At 31.1% G+C, this 19717-nt stretch carries 19 protein-coding genes and 2 tRNA genes; 1 reads left to right on the plus strand and 20 read right to left on the minus strand.

Features of this window, described 5'->3' with window-relative positions:
• Nucleotides 1-134: 134 nt before the first annotated feature.
• The 11 genes from HGI79_RS19990 to HGI79_RS20040 all read right to left on the minus strand — a co-directional run bounded on the left by HGI79_RS19990 (nucleotide 135) and on the right by HGI79_RS20040 (nucleotide 7824).
• Nucleotides 135-210, minus strand: a tRNA-Thr gene (locus tag HGI79_RS19990).
• A gap of 11 nt (nucleotides 211-221) precedes the next feature.
• Nucleotides 222-296 (minus strand) — tRNA-Gly (locus tag HGI79_RS19995).
• Between the two features lie 82 nt (nucleotides 297-378).
• A complete protein-coding gene (gene sigH / locus HGI79_RS20000) occupies nucleotides 379-1020 on the minus strand; it encodes an RNA polymerase sporulation sigma factor SigH (RefSeq protein WP_185652438.1) in 642 nt (213 codons plus the stop codon).
• Nucleotides 1021-1092: 72 nt separating this feature from the next.
• Nucleotides 1093-1605, minus strand: coding sequence for an NYN domain-containing protein (locus HGI79_RS20005; RefSeq protein ID WP_185652439.1), 513 nt, complete (start codon nucleotides 1603-1605; stop codon nucleotides 1093-1095).
• Entirely contained in the window at nucleotides 1602-2465 is an 864-nt protein-coding gene (gene rlmB, locus HGI79_RS20010) for a 23S rRNA (guanosine(2251)-2'-O)-methyltransferase RlmB (RefSeq protein WP_185652440.1), read from the minus strand. Before rlmB ends, HGI79_RS20005 begins: the two co-directional genes overlap by 4 nt.
• Before the next feature lie 26 nt (nucleotides 2466-2491).
• Nucleotides 2492-3235 (minus strand): FAD-dependent thymidylate synthase, encoded by a 744-nt coding sequence (gene thyX / locus HGI79_RS20015; RefSeq protein WP_185652441.1) that lies wholly within the window; start codon nucleotides 3233-3235, stop codon nucleotides 2492-2494.
• Nucleotides 3236-3661 carry a Mini-ribonuclease 3 gene (locus HGI79_RS20020; protein WP_185652442.1) on the minus strand — a complete coding sequence of 142 codons (426 nt, stop codon included), beginning with the start codon at nucleotides 3659-3661 and terminating at the stop codon, nucleotides 3236-3238.
• Nucleotides 3662-3697: 36 nt separating this feature from the next.
• Entirely contained in the window at nucleotides 3698-5095 is a 1398-nt protein-coding gene (gene cysS, locus HGI79_RS20025; RefSeq protein WP_185652443.1) for a cysteine--tRNA ligase, read from the minus strand.
• A 344-nt stretch (nucleotides 5096-5439) separates the two neighbouring features.
• Nucleotides 5440-6129, minus strand: a complete 690-nt coding sequence (gene ispD / locus HGI79_RS20030; protein WP_185652444.1) for a 2-C-methyl-D-erythritol 4-phosphate cytidylyltransferase — start codon at nucleotides 6127-6129, stop codon at nucleotides 5440-5442.
• A 1-nt stretch (nucleotide 6130) separates the two neighbouring features.
• Nucleotides 6131-7234, minus strand: coding sequence for a PIN/TRAM domain-containing protein (locus HGI79_RS20035; RefSeq protein WP_185652445.1), 1104 nt, complete (start codon nucleotides 7232-7234; stop codon nucleotides 6131-6133).
• Between the two features lie 113 nt (nucleotides 7235-7347).
• Nucleotides 7348-7824, minus strand: coding sequence for a CarD family transcriptional regulator (locus HGI79_RS20040; protein WP_185652446.1), 477 nt, complete (start codon nucleotides 7822-7824; stop codon nucleotides 7348-7350).
• Nucleotides 7825-7972: 148 nt separating this feature from the next.
• On the opposite strand from HGI79_RS20040, the gene HGI79_RS20045 reads away from it, so the two are divergent.
• Nucleotides 7973-8371, plus strand: coding sequence for a DUF1573 domain-containing protein (locus HGI79_RS20045; protein ID WP_185652447.1), 399 nt, complete (start codon nucleotides 7973-7975; stop codon nucleotides 8369-8371).
• Nucleotides 8372-8398: 27 nt separating this feature from the next.
• Here HGI79_RS20045 and disA read toward each other — a convergent pair whose 3' ends face one another.
• The 9 genes from disA to fusA form a co-directional block, all read right to left on the minus strand.
• Nucleotides 8399-9472 carry a DNA integrity scanning diadenylate cyclase DisA gene (disA, locus tag HGI79_RS20050; RefSeq protein ID WP_185652448.1) on the minus strand — a complete coding sequence of 358 codons (1074 nt, stop codon included), beginning with the start codon at nucleotides 9470-9472 and terminating at the stop codon, nucleotides 8399-8401.
• Nucleotides 9473-9487: 15 nt separating this feature from the next.
• Nucleotides 9488-10843: a DNA repair protein RadA gene (gene radA / locus HGI79_RS20055; protein ID WP_185652449.1), complete on the minus strand. Its 1356-nt coding sequence runs from the start codon at nucleotides 10841-10843 to the stop codon at nucleotides 9488-9490.
• 137 nt (nucleotides 10844-10980) lie between these two features.
• Complete coding sequence (locus HGI79_RS20060; RefSeq protein ID WP_185652450.1) at nucleotides 10981-13419, minus strand: ATP-dependent Clp protease ATP-binding subunit; 2439 nt, start codon at nucleotides 13417-13419, stop codon at nucleotides 10981-10983.
• A 24-nt stretch (nucleotides 13420-13443) separates the two neighbouring features.
• The gene (locus HGI79_RS20065) at nucleotides 13444-14472 is read right to left on the minus strand and encodes a protein arginine kinase (RefSeq protein ID WP_185652451.1); all 1029 of its coding nucleotides are present in this window, start codon (nucleotides 14470-14472) and stop codon (nucleotides 13444-13446) included.
• Between the two features lie 17 nt (nucleotides 14473-14489).
• Complete coding sequence (locus HGI79_RS20070) at nucleotides 14490-15002, minus strand: UvrB/UvrC motif-containing protein (RefSeq protein WP_185652452.1); 513 nt, start codon at nucleotides 15000-15002, stop codon at nucleotides 14490-14492.
• Between the two features lie 104 nt (nucleotides 15003-15106).
• Nucleotides 15107-15571, minus strand: a complete 465-nt coding sequence (locus HGI79_RS20075; RefSeq protein ID WP_185652453.1) for a CtsR family transcriptional regulator — start codon at nucleotides 15569-15571, stop codon at nucleotides 15107-15109.
• 302 nt (nucleotides 15572-15873) lie between these two features.
• Nucleotides 15874-16821 (minus strand): ROK family protein, encoded by a 948-nt coding sequence (locus tag HGI79_RS20080; protein ID WP_185652454.1) that lies wholly within the window; start codon nucleotides 16819-16821, stop codon nucleotides 15874-15876.
• Nucleotides 16822-16963: 142 nt separating this feature from the next.
• Nucleotides 16964-17200: a hypothetical protein gene (locus HGI79_RS20085; protein WP_185652455.1), complete on the minus strand. Its 237-nt coding sequence runs from the start codon at nucleotides 17198-17200 to the stop codon at nucleotides 16964-16966.
• A 120-nt stretch (nucleotides 17201-17320) separates the two neighbouring features.
• Nucleotides 17321-19405: an elongation factor G gene (gene fusA, locus HGI79_RS20090; RefSeq protein ID WP_185652456.1), complete on the minus strand. Its 2085-nt coding sequence runs from the start codon at nucleotides 19403-19405 to the stop codon at nucleotides 17321-17323.
• Nucleotides 19406-19717 lie beyond the last annotated feature (312 nt).

Raw genomic sequence — 19717 nt, forward strand, 5'->3', positions numbered from 1 at the left:
GTCCTATTGTTCCTATGTTTACGTGTGGCTTATTTCTCTCAAATTTTTCTTTTGACATTTTTTATTCCTCCTCTAAAGTTAACTTTTTGGTTAAGTAAACTTACCCTGGTGTGTTGTAAACATTAATATACCATTGGAGCCCATGACCGGGATTGAACCGGTGACCTCCACCTTACCAAGGTGACGCTCTGCCGACTGAGCTACATGGGCAATTTTATTTCTGGAGCGGGAGACGGGAATTGAACCCGCGACACCCAGCTTGGGAAGCTGATGTTCTGCCGCTGAACTACTCCCGCTGGCAATTAACTAACTATATGTTAAAAGTTATATACCGATTATCAATTTTAATACAAGTATTTTTTTTTGTCAATATGTATTTTATTTATCATTTAAACATTTTTCCAGTTTTCTCTTTACTCTTTGTAAAGCATTATCTATAGATTTAGCATGTCTATCTAAATCACAAGCAATTTCTTGATAAGATTTACCATCTAAATATGACATAAGAACTTCCATTTCTAAACTAGATAACACTTCCCCTATTTCAGTTTGTATATGATTTAACTCTTCTCTGCTAATAATTAACTCTTCAGGGTCAGCAACTTTTGCCTCAGACAATACATCTAACAAGGTTCTATCTGATTCCTCATCATATATAGGTTTATTTAAAGAAACATATGTATTTAGAGGAATATGCTTCTGACGTGTTGCAGTTTTTATAGCTGTTATTATCTGCCTTGTTACACATAATTCGGCAAAAGCTTTAAAAGAAGACAGTTTATCAGGTTTAAAATCTCTAATAGCTTTATATAAACCTATCATCCCTTCTTGATATATATCTTCCTTATCTGCACCTATTAAAAAATAAGATTTAGCTTTGGCTTTAACAAAATTTTCATACTTATTAATCAAGTATTCCTGTGCTCTAGTATCCCCCTTTTTAGCCTCAATGACAACTTCCTCATCTAGTTTTTTTTCAAAGGAGGAAACTTTCTTAATAATATAACCCCTCTTCTCCAAGGTATCCCCTCCAAAACAAGTATATACCACAAATTGATTATACATTACAATTAATTTTACAGTCAATAGCTTTTACTTGCTTCTCCGAATTTTTTCAAGCTTTTCCAATATATCCTTATCAACTACATCCTCTAATGTGTTCTTTTTTTCAGAGTATTTTTTTTCTAATCTTACCTTTATTTTTGATTCAATACTCTGTATTTCATGATAAAATTCAATAGAAGACATTCTTGTTGCGCCTCGTTGAAACACAATTTGCTGTTCTAAAGCATCAGAGGTTACAACACACACATCAAATTTTCTTCCTACCTTATTTACCATTTTCTCAATAAAGTTGTCTGCTGTTTCCCCCTCTTTAGTAAATACAGTAATGATGTTGTTGTTAACTTTTTCTTTTTTTTCTATACTCCCGCTTACCATATGTGCATCGAAGACTATAAATATTTTATAGCCTCTATATGCTGCATAATTACTTAATATTTCTATTAGTTGTTCTCTTGCAGACTCTAAACTATATTCCTTTATGCATTTTAACCCAGGCCAGTTATTTATAACATTATACCCATCTACAAAGATATTTTTCACTTTTTACCACATTTAATTTTTTGTTTTAAAATTTCATACATCAGTATACCACCGGCAACGGATGCGTTTAAAGAAGATATTTTACCAACCATAGGTATCTTTACAAGCACATCACACTTTTCTTTTGTTAGCTTAGAGATTCCTCTTCCTTCACTACCGATTACTAAACCTATAGCACCAGTAAAGTTTACATCAAAACAATAACTCTCACCAGACATATCTGCTCCATATACCCATATATTTTCTTCTTTTAGTCTATCTATTGCACCATTAATATTTGTAACTTTAGCAATTCTCATATGTTCTACTGCTCCAACTGATGATTTATATACAGTAGGTGTTACGCCTACATTTCTTCTCTTAGGTATAATTATTCCATGTGCCCCACATATCTCTGCAGTTCTAATTATAGAGCCAAAATTATGAGGATCCTCAATTTCATCAAGTATTATTATAAATGGATTTTCTCCTTTCTCCGCTGCATACTTTATTATGTCATCTACCTCATAGTACTTATATGGAGTAATCTGTGCAACCACACCTTGATGAGAACCTGTTTCAGATATTTGATCTAACTTTTTCCTGTCAACTTGTTTTATAATTACATTCTTATCTCTGGCAAGAGCTAGTATGACATTTATAGATCCAGAAACATCTCCGCTTGCAACAAATATTTGTTCTATTGTTCTATCTGAACGAAGTGCCTCTATAACTGCATTTCTTCCCTCAATAATATCTTCCCTAACAGGAACCTCTTCTGGATTTTGTATTAATTTTCTAGTGCTTTTTTCTTTTAATCTAGTATCTTTTTCTTTTAATCTAGTATACTTGTTATTTAAATTTTTTTTATTTTCCCTCACATTATTACCTCTCTAACTATAGATATTTACTCCTTAGTAGAATATTTTTTTCTCATTTCGTCAACTTTTCCACAGGTCATTTTTCCTTCTGGACAAATTCCATTTACACATGAAGGTCCCACATGTTTAAATAATACTGGTGCAACTGCTCTAACCTGTTTTAACATTTCATCTGCTAAACTTTTTATCTCCCATTGAGCTCTATTACAACATCTATGTTTAAAAAAGTTTATTAAGCTTCTAGCATTCATTGTTACCATTATCTTAGTTTCACATGCATTAGGAAAAACATATCTAGCATCTTCTATGGCCCTTTTCTCTGCTGCTAATCTATCCATCCCGCTATTCATATGCTCATCTTTTAAAATGTCAACTAATTGATTATAAGCTTTTTGATTACCTTCCATAGACGCAATAAATATTTTTTTAGCTTCATCAACTTTTTCAATTTGTGGTGGAATTATGTATTCAAATTGATCCAGCTTCACATATCTTTGACTTTGTTGTGAATAAGAAGCTATCCTATGCCTTACTAGTTGATGTGTTAGACTTCTTGAAACCCCTTCTATGGCAAATGTAAAAGAAACATGTTCAATTGGTGATTCATGACCATATGACATAAGCATATCTAAAAACTTAACAGCTTTTTTATCATCTAGGTTTTCCTGTATTGCATTTATTCCTACAGCACTGTAACAAAGTTTTGCTGCGGCAGCGATAACACCTTCTGGATTAGGTGTATACCCCATTAATTTAACTTTAATAGACATCTAAGCTTTCCCATCCTTCCTTAGATTAACAATAGTATTTAATAAATAATTTAATCTTTGGTTTTGCTCAGTAATATAGAGAAACCCTATTAGTGTTTCAAATCCTGTAGCATGCCTGTATTCTTGCACATCTGCGTTTCTAGGAACTGTGCCTGATTTGGAGTTTCTCCCTCTTTTAAAGAACTGCTTCTCCTCTTCAGTTAACTCATCCTCTATACTCTTTATAAACTCACTTTGAGCATGTGCCTTTACATATTTTATAGCTTCCATATGCAACTTGTGTACAGACATATCTCTATTCCTATCAACTAGATATGTTCTTATAAAAATTTCATAGATCGCATCTCCTATAAAGGCAAGCACTAATGGATTTATTTGTCTTACTTCCTCCTTGGTAAATCGCCCTTTAAGCATATCAAAATCCATTTATATTCTCCATTCCAAATCTATCATATTATTAAATTATATCTTTTTCCATCTTACGCCTTGAGGAGTATCTTCAAGAATTATTCCTTGGTCTTTTAGTTGATCTCTTATTTTATCTGATAAAGCCCAGTCCTTATTCTTCCTAGCCTGTTGTCTCTGTTCAATAAGCTTTTCTATTTCTTCTTCTAAGTTACCTTTTTTAGACTTTTGAAGTATTCCTAAAGGATTGCCCAACCCTCTTATTAATTCTAATGAATAGTTAACTAACTCTCTCGAAGAGTTAGCATCTACATTTGTGTTAAGATCTCTTACTAAATCAAATATTACGGATATAGCATCTGCCGTATTAAAATCATCATCCATTTTCTCAATATATTTTTCTTTATAAACATCTAGGTTCTTAACATAGATTTTTTCTTTATCTGTAAAGTTTTCTACACTAACTTCATTTAGCAAGCTTTCTAAATTAGTAATTGAATTATATAATCTATCTAATGCCGCTTTTGTAGAATCTAATAATTCAAGACTAAAGTTTATCTGCGTTCTATAATGTCCTGAAAGCATAAACAATCTTATTACATCTGGCTCATATTTATCTAATATTTCTCTTGCTGTAAAGAAATTATTAAGGGATTTAGACATTTTTTGATTATTAACATTTACAAATGCCGAATGCATCCAGTATTTAGCAAAAGATTTCCCTGTTCTTCCTTCACTTTGAGCTATTTCATTTTCATGATGTGGAAAAGTTAAATCCGAACCTCCTGCATGAATATCTATAGTTTCACCTAGCAGTTTATGTGCCATACATGAACATTCAATATGCCATCCTGGTCTTCCCATTCCCCACGGGCTTTTCCATGCTGGTTCCCCTTGCTTTTGACTTTTCCATACTGCAAAATCCATAGGGTCTTTTTTTCTTTCATCAATATCTATTCTTGCCCCAGCTTGTAAGTCTTCAATATTCTGTCCTGAGAGTTTTCCATACTCTATAAATTTTTTTGTATTGAAGTATACATCACCATTTATTTCATATGCATATCCCTTATCAATTAAATCCTTTACAAATTCAACTATTTCCCCAATATATTCAGTTGCTCTTGGATTTACAGTAGCTCTTTCAATATTTAAAGCATCTGCATCTTTATAATATTCATTAATGAATCTATCACCTAGTTCTTTAACTGTGATATTTTCTTCACTAGCTTTTTTTATCATCTTATCATCGATGTCTGTAAAATTTTGTACAAACTTAACAGTATATCCTCTATATTCAAAATATCTCCTTACAGTATCAAATACTACAAAGGTTCTTGCATTGCCAATGTGAAAAAAGTTATATACAGTTGGTCCACAAACATACATTTTTACTTCTCCCTCTATAAGAGGAATAAACTCTTCTTTTTTCCTTGTCATTGTGTTGAAAATTTTCATTCTATATTTTACCTCCTAGTTGGATATTTACATTAGTACCTATATAAATTCTTGCCATAAATAATAAAATAAGTAATCATTACTAAAGTTTTATGCTGATTTACTTAAACATTTTAACACATTATGTTGACTTATTTAACCCTTATTGATATTTTTATAGTGAGTTTTGGCTAACTTTACACTTCTACATAATATTCTTAACTCTTAACTCTATTAAAGCCTTTTATACATAAGCATCTAGAATACTTATTATATATTATATATATCGATTCTGAATTTTCTTGCAATTATTTTGTTTATAATTAAATCTCTTATTGTTTTTTCAATAAGAGATTTAATTATATCTATCTTTTATTCTCAACTATAATTTCCGCTATATTAAGGTCTTCAGGTGTAGTTACTTTTATATTTTCATAGCTTCCTTGGTATAAGTAAACCTTGTTTCCGTAATATTCAACAACAGTAGTGTCATCTGTCACGTTAATCCCTTGGCTAGATAATTTCTTATGACAGTTAAATATTAAGTCATACTGGAAGCATTGAGGAGTTTGCACTGAAAAGAGCGTATTTCTATCTGGAGTAGTACAGGAAAACCCTTGTTCATTTTTCACTTTTATTGTATCTTTTGGAGTAACACCACATGCACATGCTCCATAGATTTTAGCATATTTTATACCATCTTCAATGAGAGCATCAGTGACAAAAGGCCTAGCCCCATCATGTATCAAAACAATATCACACTCTTTTATTGCTTTTAATCCATTATATACAGATTCTTGCCTTTCCTTACCTCCCGAAACTATACTTAACACCTTTCCAATATTATACTTTTCCACTATGTGTACTCTACAAAAATCAACTTCATTTTCTGAACATACCAAGATAATTCCATCTATAAGGCTATTATTTGAAAAGACACTTAGAGTATAGTATAACATAGGCTTATTTTTTATATTAATAAATTGTTTATTAATATTAGCTCTCATTCTTTTCCCTTTTCCTGCTGCAACTATAACTGCATAATTTTTACCCATACTAAAATTCCTCTTTCTGTCTTGCAAAAATCATTCTTCCTGCTGCGGTTTGAAGAACAGATGTAACAACTACATCTTTTGTTTCTCCAATAGATCTTCTTCCACCCTCTACTACTATCATAGTACCATCATCTAAGTATGCTACTCCCTGTCCTGATTCTTTTCCATCCTTAACTATTTGTATTCTCATTTCCTCTCCAGGTAAAACTACCGGTTTCACTGCATTAGCAAGTTCATTTATATTTAAAACCGGTACTCCTTGAAACTCAGCAACTTTATTAAGATTATAATCATTAGTTATAACCTTTCCATTAATAGCTTGAGCTAACTTCAATAGCTTGCTGTCCACTTCAGCTATATCTGGAAAGTCCTTCTCATATATTTGTACGTCTACATCTAATTCTTTTTGAATTTTATTTAATATATCAAGACCTCTTCTGCCTCTGTTTCTTTTTAATCCATCTGAAGAATCTGCAATATGTCTCAATTCCTCTAACACAAAGTTTGGTATAACAAGTGTACCCTCTATAAAACCGGTTTGACATATATCTAATATTCTTCCATCTATTATAACAGAAGTATCAAGTACCTTAGGATATCCTTTGTAATCTGGCTTATTTTTTTTATCTTTGCCAGAGGCAGATTTCTTCATACCAATGTTTGAAAATAAAGTCATTAATTCTTCTCTTTTTCTTATAGCTATATTTCCACCCAGCGCAGCCATTACTACTGCTATAAATACAGCTAAAACAGCACCAATTACTGGTATACTAGCTATAATATTCACAAATAGTGCAGCTATAGCAAGACCAACAATTACTCCTATTACCCCAAAAAGAATTTCAGTAGCTGGCAATTTTTGCATGCTTCTTTCAATATAGTCCATAACTTTAATTATAATAGTATTAATCCAAGGAGATATTAAAAATAATATGATTCCGAAAAATATAGTTGATAAAATCAAAAATAATAATGATTTTATAGGACCATTCCCAAAATAACTTAGTTTTATAAAATAGTTAGTGCGTATTATTTGATCCCCTATTATATAACCTAATATTAAGCCTATTACTGTGAAAATTCCTCTTAATAATTTTTTAAGCAATACGCTCACCTCCTTTTCAGATTATTAACATTTTTTTCATTTTTAAGTCCTATTAATATCTAATATATATTAGAATATACTATTTTTCAATAAGACTTAAATTAATTAATAAATTATTTACTTAAATTTCTTATTTTACTAAAGGATTCTTCTATAGTTATATTAAACACTAAAGCCATTTCACTAGCAAGCATACTTTCTGCTCTATATAGTATTTTTCTCTCTCCAGGCGGTAATCCCCCTCTAGACTCTAAATAATATAGATCTCTTATTACCTCACATAATTCAAATAAATTTCCACTATTTATTTTATCATTATTTTGTCTATATCTCTTACTCCACTTTTTTTCAATTTCATTATGAACGTTGTTAACTATTTTTAGAGCATCATTCATATCTTTTTTAGTAGCAATCTTCCTAATTCTATAATCACCTAACTTATCCTCTGGAATATATATATTTATATCGTTAAGCAAAAAAGAAACACTTATATATTTCTTATTTGCATTATATCTATTATCATGTTCTACATTAGTCATAATACCAGCACCATAGTTTGGAACAAAAACTTTTTGTCCATTATTTCTCATAACAATCCCCCTATTCATTTTGTTATTCTTGATTTATTATATAAATAGAGATTGAAATTCGTACTATGCTTTATTGACAAAATTATCTGAAAAAAATTATAATTAACCTGTAAGCGTTAACTTAAATCTTTATAAGGAGTTGAGACCCATGAAAGATATTATTTTTGACGATTTTCAAAATGCTGTAGATGAATCTCTGATTAGACATAAAAGTATTTTAGATATAATCACTAAATTGCAAGAATCTAATGGCAGAATAAATAGAGCTGTTGCAAAAGCAATTACTAGCTGCGGATGTGTAGAAGTTAGTGCTAAAAAACAACAGCTAGATGATGAAGATATTAATATAGATTCTTTAAAGGATTGCTTAAAAACCCATATTCATGGAAATCTATGCGATAACTGTAGAGGAATAATAGAACACGAAATAGGTAATAATCTTTTTTACTTAACTTCTCTCTGCAATATTTTAGATTTAAATTTGTATGATATACTTTTAAAAGAGTACGATAAAATTAATACTTTAGGCAAATATTCATTTAGATAAAAAACTAGCACAAAATAATATAATACATTATTTTGTGCTAAAGTTGTTATCAATCATTATTTGCTCTCTTAATCTTCTTAATCCATTTTTTATAGCTCTGGCTCTAACCTCACCTATTCCCTCAACCTTATCTAATTGTTCATAAGATGCTTCCATAACCCCTTTTAATTCTCTGAAATTTTTTATTAAATTCTCAATTACGTTAGTTGGTATTCTAGGAATCTTATTTAGCATCCTGTGTCCTCGTGGGGATATCAACGTATCTACTAACGGCACTCCTACGTACCCAATAGCCTTCGAAATATAATCTAAATTTAGTATTTCTTCAGAGGTCATAGTTTGAATATGCTTATATATTTCATTAAAATCCATGCCGCTTTGACAGTAATCTCTTATTAGAAATATCCCATCCTGCTCAATACTCTTTATAAGTTCGTTGAGCTGCATAGATATAAGTCTTCCCTCATTCCCAAGTTCACATATATATCTTTCAATTTCTGATACAATTTTCATGACCATTTCAGTTCGTTGAATAGCTGTAACAACATCAAATAAAGTTACTAAATCCTGAAATTCAAGAATATTAAGGTTACTGACCACTCTATCTAAAACAGCTACATATTTCTCTAAGGTTTGAAGTGCTTGATTAGCTCTTCCTAGTATTACACTACTGTCTCTTAACACATATTTTATATTGCCTTTATAAACAGTTATTATATTTCTTCTTTGTGAAATAGCTACAACAATAGCTCCCGTTTGCTTTGCTACTCTATCAGCAGTCCTATGCCTTGTTCCTGTCTCAAACGTTGGTATGTTTGATTCTGGGATAAGCTGAGCATTAGCATACATGATTTTTTTTAAATCACTACTAAGCACCAAAGCTCCATCCATCTTTGCAAGTTCATAAACATATGAAGGACTATACTCTGCGTTAATAGCAAAACCCCCATCAACTAATTTTAAAATTTGTTCATTGTCACCAAGTACCACAAGACCTCCTGTCTTAGCTCTCAATATGTTTTCTAATCCTTCTCTTAGCTGTGTACCAGGTGCTAGCAATTTAAGTATTCCCATAAGTTCTTTATCTTTTTCCAATCTCAACTTAACCACCCTATACTAAAAAACTTTATTCACTGTTTCTTTTAGTGAAGATACTCCAATAATATTTATTCCACCATTTCTTATTTTCCCCATATTTCTAAATGGTATTATTACATTTTTAAATCCCATTTTATGCGCTTCGTTAACAAGTCTATCACAAAAAGATACCGGTCTTACTTCACCTGTAAGCCCAATTTCTCCAACTACCAGCAGTTTTTCTAGAGCTGTCTCTTTAGATCTAACACTTGAAAGCAACGCTAATGCTAGCCCTAAGTCACCAAATGTTCCATCAAATTTAAGCCCACCAACTACATTTACATATACATCACAATTATAGAAAGGTATTTTTAACTTCTTTTCCAAAACTGCTATGATCAAGTTTAATCTGGCATTATCTATTCCTACAGCAGTTCTTCTTGGCATTACAGCTTTTGTTTCACTAACCAGTGCCTGTATTTCGACTAAAATTGGCCTGGTCCCCTCCATTATTCCTACAACTACAGAACCCTCTTTTTGAAAACTTGTTTCTTCTAAGAATACTGCAGATGGGTCAGATACTTCTTCTAAACCAATTTCTCTCATCTCGAAAACTCCTATTTCGCTAGTAGTCCCAAAACGATTTTTCATTGTTCTAAGTATCCTGAATTCTTCAGTTCTTTCTCCTTCAAAGGATAAAACGGTATCTACCATATGCTCTAATACCCTAGGTCCTGCTAATTCACCTTGCTTAGTAACATGTGCAACAATAAAAAAAGGAATATTTTTAGTTTTACCTATATGCATGATATCATTAGCACTTTCGCGAACTTGAGATACACTGCCTGGAGCTGATGTAATAGTTTGTTTAAATAATGTTTGTATAGAATCAATAATAACAAATACAGGTTTTGTATTGTCTATGTGTTCAATAATTTTTTCTACATTTGTTTCGGACACTATATAAAGATTTTCAGAAACAGTCTCTAACCTATCGCCTCTCATCTTTATTTGCTCTTCAGACTCTTCACCAGATACATACAAAACTTTACCATGGTTTAGCGCAATGTTGTTAGCCGTTTGCAGGAGTAATGTTGATTTACCTATACCTGGAGCCCCTGATATTAAAGTAAGCGACCCTTTTACTATTCCACCACCTAAAACTCTGTTTAACTCTTGTATACCCGTATCAAATCTTTTGTACTCATCAGATTTAATGTTAACTATACTTCTAGGCTCACTATTAGAATTTATAGTAGAACTGGTATTAACATTTATTGATTTAACTTCTTCAATCAAGCTGTTCCACGAATCACAATTAGGGCACTTCCCCAACCACTTAACAGATTCATAGCCACACTCCTGACATATAAAAGTGGTTTTGTTCTTTGCCATAAAAACCACCTCCTTCTGTTCAAAATATAATTATACATTATTATTCCGGTATTTTGTCAATAATAATTAAAAATTTATAGGTAATAAAAAAACAATGTATAAACCTTGAAGGTTTATACATTGTTTTCTCAAATATATTAACCTATTTTATTAAAGATAAGCTCATTTTCTTCTATGCTTACTTTAACTTTATCACCCTTTTTAACTAATCCTTTTAGCATTTCTTCAGATAACTTATCCTCAACGGTTTTTGTAATAGCTCTTCTAAGTGGTCTAGCTCCATAAGCTAGGTCAAATCCTTTTTCTGCAAGGAATTTCTCTGCTTCATCAGTAAAGCTTATTTCAATATCCTGTTCCTTTAATCTTTCTGAAACGCTATCAAGCATTAATCTCACAATTTCCTTTAAGTCATCCTCTTGAAGAGAATGGAATACTATTATATCGTCTATTCTATTTAAAAATTCTGGTCTAAAAGAACGCTTAAGTTCTTCCATTACATTTTCTTTCATCTTATCATACTCACCACGTTTTTCATCTTGATTATCAAGAGTAAAACCTAATGATTTTTGTTTTTTAATAGTTGATGCACCTACATTAGATGTCATTATTATTATAGTATTTTTAAAGTTTACGGTTTTACCTTTACTATCTGTAAGTCTACCATCTTCTAAGATTTGTAGAAGAATATTAAATACATCTGGATGAGCTTTTTCTATTTCATCAAATAAAACAACTGAATATGGGTTTCTTCTAACCTTCTCTGTAAGCTGACCGCCTTCATCAAATCCTACATATCCTGGAGGTGATCCTACAAGCCTTGACACTGTATGTTTCTCCATATACTCAGACATGTCAATTCTTATCATATTATTTTCGTCACCAAACATTGCTTCAGCTAACGCTTTTGATAGTTCTGTTTTACCTACACCTGTAGGTCCTAAGAATATAAATGAACCTATTGGTCTTTTTGGATCTTTTAATCCTACTCTAGCTCTTCTTACAGCTCGTGCAATAGACTTCACTGCTTCTTCTTGACCAACAACCCTATTATGAAGAATTTCTTCTAGTTTTAATAATCTTTCAGATTCCTTTTCCGTTAACTTTTCTAGTGGAATATTAGTCCATTTTGACACTACTCCTGCAATTTGTGGTTCTGATACTATTAATGATGAAACCTCTTTTTGCGTGTTCCAGTTACTCTTTAATCCTTCTAATTTATCTTTTAGTTCTTTTTCTCTATCTCTTAATCTTGCTGCCTTTTCAAAATCCTGTACTCTTATTGAATCTTCTTTTTCTTTAGTTACCTTCTCTAGTTCACTTTCAAGATTTTTAAGATCCGGTGGAGCTACTAAATTTTCAATTCTAACCTTAGCTGCAGCTTCATCAACTAAGTCTATTGCCTTATCTGGTAAAAATCTATCAGTTATATACCTATCTGCCAAATTTACTGCAGCATCTATAGCATCATCAGTAATTTTTACTCTATGGTGAGCTTCATATTTATCTCTTAAACCTTTAAGTATAAGTACAGCTTCCTCTTTAGTAGGTTCACCTACATTTATAGGTTGGAATCTTCTCTCTAGGGCAGCATCCTTTTCGATGTGCTTTCTGTATTCATCAGTTGTAGTAGCACCTATACATTGAATTTCCCCTCTAGCTAAAGCTGGTTTTAGTATATTTGAAGCATCTATAGCTCCTTCTGCCGCTCCAGCTCCTATTATTGTATGAATTTCATCTATAAATAATATTACATTCCCTGATTTTTTAAGTTCTTCCATGACCTTCTTAAGTCTTTCCTCAAATTCTCCTCTATATTTAGACCCTGCTACCATTGATGATAAATCTAGAGTAACAACTCTTTTATTCTTTAATATCTCTGGAATGTTACCTGATACTATTTTTTGTGCTAGCCCCTCAGCTATAGCAGTTTTACCTACACCTGGGTCTCCAATTAAGCAAGGATTATTCTTTGTTCTTCTGCATAGTATTTCTAGAACTCTTTGAGTTTCTCTATCTCTGCCTATTACTGGATCAAGCTTGCTTTCCCTAGCCATTTCGGTTAAGTCTCTTCCAAATTGATCTAAGGTAGGTGTTGGTTCACCATTCGCCTTACCTGCATCAGAATTATTTGTAGATTGTTCTCCTGAAAAGGTATCAACCAATTGTTTTCTTAATTTATCAAAATCTGCTCCTAAGTTATTTAATATAGTAAATGCTACTCCTTCTGCTTCTCTTATAAGGGCTAAAAGTATATGCTCTGGACTTATATAATTATGGCTTAAGTTTCTTGCTTCAAATAAACTTAACTCTAGCAATCTTTTTGTCCTAGGTGTAAGAGGAATTTCATTTTTATATAAATCAATATCTCCTTTACCTTCATACTCTTCTACTAGATTTCTTACTGCTTCTGCAGTAACTCCCATATCATTCAATAATCGCTTTGCTATGCCCTCTTCCTTTAATACCCCTAACAATATGTGCTCTGTACCAACATAGCCATGTTGAAGCGCTTGAGCTTCTTCCTGAGCATAGAATAGAACCTTTTGAGCTCTTTCAGTAAATCTTCCAAACATCATGTATATTCACCATCCTTTTTTATATTAATGTTTTGTTAATCTATCTCTAACTAATTTAGCTCTATAAAATTTTATCTCTTTATCAGACAACTTTTTATTATACATACCTTGTATTGTGGCTCCCTGAGTATCAACTAAAAGATTATTTAGTGTTACTTTATCTACATCTTTAATTATTCCCATTTCCACTCCTAATCTTACATCTGATAAAAGTTTTAGACATTCTTCTATATCTAATAATACAGAAGATTTTAATATACCTAATCCCCTATATATTTTATCCTCTAGTTCATATTTATAATTAGTGAAAAAGGTTTCTCTTGTAATATTTTCTTGATTAATAATTTGGCTAACAACTGCCTTTAAGTTATTGACTATTTCTTCTTCACTAAGGCCTAGTGTTACTTGGTTAGATATTTGATATATATTCCCTTCAGCTTTAGATCCTTCTCCATATAAACCTCTAATAGTCATACCCAATTGACTTACAGCATTTAAAATTCCAGTCATTTTGTTATTTAATGAAAGAGCTGGTAGATGAATCATAATAGATGCTCTAATACCAGAACCAATATTAGTTGGACAAGAAGTTAGATATCCCAATCGTTCATCAAAAGCATATGTTAGCTTTTCCTCAAGTAAGTTATCAATTTTATTACTAACATCATATACTTCTTCTAAATTAAACCCAGATGTTATACACTGAATTCTTACATGATCCTCTTCATTAATCATTATGCCAGTGGTCTCATTTTTATCTAATATGAAGGCTGCTTTATTATAGTGTTCTAGAAGAGTTCTACTTATTAAATGCCTTTCTAAAAAAATTTCATTTTCAATAGAATCTTTTTTCCACAAGTAATTAGTTTTAAACTCATCTGAAGTATGTGAAGATGTATAAAAAGCATCCTCAATAAGATTAACTACCTCTTTACCGCCTTCTACACTCAGTTTATGTGGAAATGGAGTATCATTCAAGTTTCTTGCAAGTCTAATTCTACTACTCAATACTAAATCTTCATTTTTACCGTTTGACTTTATCCAATTTTCCATAATTAAACCTCCTCCCATTAATCTTTCTGAAGTTGTTTAATCCTATCCCTGATTTCTGCAGCTTTTTCATATTCCTCTGCAGCTATAGCCTTTTGGAGGTCTTCCTTTAATTTTAATAATTTTTTTCTTTCAATTATTTCTTTGCCTGCTTTATTAGGTATTTTCCCTGTATGCTCTAGATTACCTTGAACTCTCTTAATTATAGGTGTTAATGTTTGTATAAATGTTTCATAGCACTTACTACATCCTACAAGTCCTGTTTTCTTAAATTCACTATAAGTACTTCCACATTTATCACAGAAGATTTCATGAATTTTTTGAGTTTCACCATTAGTTCCCATGTAATCCATTATTCCACTTAACATATTTTGAAAGGTAAATGGTGATGCAAAATTTAATTCATCGTTTATACTAAACTCACCTTTTTCCTTTGCGCATTTTTCACACATATTAAAATCATATTTAGTTCCATTTACAATTTTAGTTATATGAACATTTGCTTCATTTTTTTTACACACTTCACATAACATTTTATCACTCCTAAGTATAATTATATTCATAATACAATCATATATAATGTAATTTTATTACATATAATCAATATTATACTACAACTTTTATTTTGTACAATAATTTATGAATTTTTTAAAGCCATCATTACAATTGATTTTAATATGTCTGCTCTTACTTTATTCCTATCTGACAAGCATGCACTTAAAGTTCTATCATTCGTAGCAATCTTTGAAATATTAGCCTCTCTTTCAGTTATTACACCTAGCTCTAGTAGTCTATCTATTATTTGAACTCCCATGTTATAAGTTATACTTTCTCCTATTTTTTCGTTTATCAACTCCATTAAAGATCCATTCTTCTTGTACTCTATTCGTCTTATTATTATATATCCACCGCCACCTCTTTTGCTTTCTATATAATAACCTTTGTCAATAGTGAATCTTGTGGTCAATACATAGTTTATTTGAGAAGGGGCACAACTAAAATGATCTGCCAATTCATTTCTAACAATTTGCAATTGACTTTCTTTACTATTTTGTAACATTTTCTTAATAAAATCTTCTATAACATCGGATAATCTTGCCATAACAACACCTTCTTGACTTTGACTTTCTTTGACCTTAACTATATATTAATATTATCTATAAGTATATTCAAGACTTATATTGTCTTAATTTTATTATTTTATAAGAATATTTTAAATATATCTAACTATTTCTTTCTCTAACTCATAAATCCTATGAAATTTGATAAAATTGAGAGTAAAATATTATTACCCTCAATTTTATCCCATAGCTTAGCGCATCTTATCTTCTAGATTCGTTCAGCTAAGAATCAAGTGAGACAAAAAACCATCTGATTGAAGTTTTACTTTATTTATTCTCATTGTTAACTTTCCATTATAGCTAAAGCTGCAGCCCCTATGACACCAGCATCAGTACTTAGTTTTGCTGGTAATATTCTGCAAGTTTCTGTCATTGCTTTAAAGCATCTTTCATTAACTACTTCTTGTACTTTGTCAAATACTATTTGTCCACCCTTAGAAACTCCTCCTCCTATAACTACCATCTCAGGATCAAAGGTTACTATTATATTTGCTACACATATACCAAGAAAGTCTAAACTTTTATTTAATATTTCTTTTGATACCTTGTCACCTTTCTCTGCTTCTTTAAATACCTCATAAGAAGTAACCTTGTCATAGTTTTTTAAGGTAGTGTCTGCTCCTGACTCTACAGCTTTTGTAGCTTCCCTTCCTATAGCCGTTCCTGAACTTAGTGCTTCAGCACATCCATAATTACCGCAATTACATCTTGGTCCATCAGGCAGTATAGTATTATGACCTATCTCTAGTGCATTTGAAGTGTTTCCTCTGTATATCTTTCCATTTATTATAGCTCCTCCACCAATTCCAGTACTTACAGTTATGTAAACCATATTTTCAGTTCCTTTGCCAGCCCCAAACATAAATTCTCCTATGGCAGCAACATTTGCATCATTATCTAAATGTGTAGGCAATCCGTACTTATCTTGTATAGGTTTTACTAACTCAAAATTTTTAAATGGTAAATTTGGAGTAGTTATTATAACTCCATGCTTCGCATCTAATGGTCCTGGTGAACCTATTCCTATAGATTTAATTTCACTAATACTTTTACCTGAAGTTTCAATGACGTTATCAATAACCTGTATTATTCTATCTAATACTACTTCCTCTCCTTGATCAGCATTAGTTGAAATAGTATATTGGCTCAATACAACTCCATTTAAATCCGTGACAACACCATTTATTTTAGTACCACCTAAATCGATACCGATTACATATTTCTTTGTCATTTTCCTTCCCCCTTGATATAAAAAACTTCTACTACTTTAAAATTATAGCATAAATAGCATGTAGTAAATACTGTATATTATTTAATATATAAAAATCTATAAAATTCATAAAAATATAAAAAAAGTTTGTAGGAATAAACAATTATTTAACCTTAAATGCTTTAATATAATATCTGCCATTATTATTTTGTTCCCCAAGGTCTATAGTAAATCTGTTATCTTCTAAAATTCTCTTTATAATATTAATATTATCTAACCCATTATTATCTATAGTAATTGTTAAGTTATCGTCTTTGTTAACTATAGACATATAATCATAAATACTACTATAGTCAGCTAACTCAATTCTACCATTTATATTCATCTGGTATTGTGACATAAAAACTCTCCTTCATAAAATTTTAATGTATTTATTTTACCTAATGAACTGATAAATTATACTAATAAATTATAACTGTAAAAGCCATAATAGCAACTGTTATTATGGCTTTAAAATATCTTAACTGTCTTTCAAATTTTTAGCATCATTTATTACCTTATTAATCTCTGTAGAAGGAACTTCTTCATATCTCTCAAATCTCATTAAAAAGCTTCCCCTTGCTTGAGTTATAGATCTTATATCAGTAGCATATTTAAGCATTTCAACCTGTGGAACCTCAGCAGTGATTTTCTGTTTTCCTTCAAACGCCTCCATACCTATAACTCTACCTCTCTTTTTATTTATATCTGCAATAATATCACCCATATAATATTCAGGTACGGTTATCTCAACATGCATAATTGGTTCTAATAATACAGGTTCTGAATCCACTAGTCCTTTCTTATATGCTATGGATGTTGCTATTTTGAAAGCCATTTCTGATGAATCTACTGGATGGTATGATCCATCATGCAATGTAGCCTTTAACCTTATAACAGGATATCCAGCTAAAACTCCATGGTTAATACACTCTTTTAATCCTTTTTCAACTGCCGGAATGTATTGCCTTGGAACAACTCCTCCAACCACTTCATCTACAAACATTAAATCATCTTGTCCATCCTTTCTAGGCTCAAACTTAATCTTTACATCTCCATATTGTCCATGTCCACCTGATTGTTTTTTATGCTTACCTTGAACATCTGAAACCTTTTTAATTGTTTCTCTATATGGTATTTGAGGAGTCTTTAGAGTTACCTCTGCTCCAAATTTATTCTTTAACTTACATGCTATAACTTCCAAGTGAGTTTCTCCCACTCCATAAATAACAGTTTCAGCATTTTCTAAGTCTCTTAAAATCTTAAAGGTTGGATCTTCTTCTAGTAATTTATTTAGTCCATTAGATATTTTATCTTCATCATTTTTTGATTTAGGTAATATGGCCATAGGCATTAATGGATCAGGAAACTTTATACTATCATATTGGATCATTAATGCCGGATCACATAACGTATCTCCTGTAAAAGTATATTGTAATTTAGAAACAGCCCCTATATCTCCAGCAATAATTTCATTAGTAGGTATTTGCTGTTTTCCTTTTAGAAAATACATTGTTCCTATTTTTTCATTCTTGTTTTTATTAGGATTGTAAACTATAGCTTCTGCTTTAATCTTTCCTGTTATAACCTTAAACAAAGACAGTTTACCAACAAACGGATCAACTATTGTTTTAAATATGAAAGAAGAAAATGGTGCTTGTTCATTTACCCTTATATATATATGCTCATTATTATTTAAATTTTTTGCTCTAATTGGTTTAATATTCTTAGGAGATGGAAAGCATTCAGCTATATCCTCTAACAATGTTTCAATTCCAATTCCTTTTAATGCAGAACCACACATAACTGGTGTTATTTCTCCTGATGAACAGCCATTTACTAATCCATTATATATTTCCTCATCATTTAGAGTCCCATTATTAAAATATTTATCTAGTAAAGTCTCATCTGTTTCAGCAACAGCCTCTATTATCATTTTCTTACATTTGTCAACTTTTTCTATAAGATTTTCAGGAATCTTACATTCTTGCATACTATGAGTCTTGGAATCAAATATTCTTGCTTTCTTTGAAATAACATTTATAACCCCTATAAAATTTTCTTCACTTCCTATTGGATACTGAATAGGAACTACAGATGAACCAAATTTTTCTTTTAACTTTAGTAAGACTTCATCAAAATTAGAATTTTCTCTATCTAGTTTATTTATATAAAAAGCATTCGGCAAGTTATTCCTAGTAGCAAACTCCCAAGCCTTTTCCGTACCTACTTGTATACCTGAAACGCCAGATATAACAATCATCGCTATATCTGATGCTCTTAATCCCTGACAAACCTCTCCAACAAAATCAAAATATCCAGGCATATCGATTAAGTTTATCTTAATATCTTTCCATTGTAATGGTACTATGGAAGCTGATATAGATATTCTTCTTTTCTTTTCTTCTAATTCATAATCACTTACCGTATTTCCATCCTCAATTCTTCCAAACCTATCTGCATTTTTTGTACAATATAATATTGATTCTGTCAAAATTGTTTTTCCGCACCCACTATGGCCCACAATTCCCAAGTTTCTTATATTTTCAGTTGAATACGTTATCATAAACAATTCCTCCCATTACTTTTATGCTTACTAAAATATATTCTGTTAAAACCTTAAAATTCCGTTTACAGTTAACTAATTTTTATTAATTATTCAGCTGAACAAACACTATAATTTATTTATATAAAGATGGGAGTGTTGGCGCAATAGTCATGGAATAAGCTATTATATAATAAAAAGGATATAACTAAATAGTTATATCCTTTTATTTTTTAAATCATACATATCAAAAAATAAAATGGCTCCGTGGAGAGGATTCGAACCTCCAGCCCTTCGGTTAACAGCCGAATGCTCCACCATTGAGCTACCACG

This window comes from Clostridium sp. DJ247 (assembly GCF_014231265.1).

Bases quoted from the DNA above. Each gene is read 5' to 3' on its own strand.
- radA (WP_185652449.1), bottom strand. From the start codon at position 10,843: ATGGCAAAGAACAAAACCACTTTTATATGTCAGGAGTGTGGCTATGAA.
- cysS (WP_185652443.1), bottom strand. From the start codon at position 5,095: ATGAAAATTTTCAACACAATGACAAGGAAAAAAGAAGAGTTTATTCCT.
- HGI79_RS20060 (WP_185652450.1), bottom strand. From the start codon at position 13,419: ATGATGTTTGGAAGATTTACTGAAAGAGCTCAAAAGGTTCTATTCTAT.
- HGI79_RS20075 (WP_185652453.1), bottom strand. From the start codon at position 15,571: ATGGCAAGATTATCCGATGTTATAGAAGATTTTATTAAGAAAATGTTA.
- ispD (WP_185652444.1), bottom strand. From the start codon at position 6,129: ATGGGTAAAAATTATGCAGTTATAGTTGCAGCAGGAAAAGGGAAAAGA.
- HGI79_RS20070 (WP_185652452.1), bottom strand. From the start codon at position 15,002: ATGTTATGTGAAGTGTGTAAAAAAAATGAAGCAAATGTTCATATAACT.
- HGI79_RS20020 (WP_185652442.1), bottom strand. From the start codon at position 3,661: ATGGATTTTGATATGCTTAAAGGGCGATTTACCAAGGAGGAAGTAAGA.
- HGI79_RS20080 (WP_185652454.1), bottom strand. From the start codon at position 16,821: ATGACAAAGAAATATGTAATCGGTATCGATTTAGGTGGTACTAAAATA.
- HGI79_RS20065 (WP_185652451.1), bottom strand. From the start codon at position 14,472: ATGGAAAATTGGATAAAGTCAAACGGTAAAAATGAAGATTTAGTATTG.
- HGI79_RS20045 (WP_185652447.1), top strand. From the start codon at position 7,973: ATGAAAGATATTATTTTTGACGATTTTCAAAATGCTGTAGATGAATCT.
- thyX (WP_185652441.1), bottom strand. From the start codon at position 3,235: ATGTCTATTAAAGTTAAATTAATGGGGTATACACCTAATCCAGAAGGT.
- fusA (WP_185652456.1), bottom strand. From the start codon at position 19,405: ATGATAACGTATTCAACTGAAAATATAAGAAACTTGGGAATTGTGGGC.
- HGI79_RS20085 (WP_185652455.1), bottom strand. From the start codon at position 17,200: ATGTCACAATACCAGATGAATATAAATGGTAGAATTGAGTTAGCTGAC.
- HGI79_RS20040 (WP_185652446.1), bottom strand. From the start codon at position 7,824: ATGAGAAATAATGGACAAAAAGTTTTTGTTCCAAACTATGGTGCTGGT.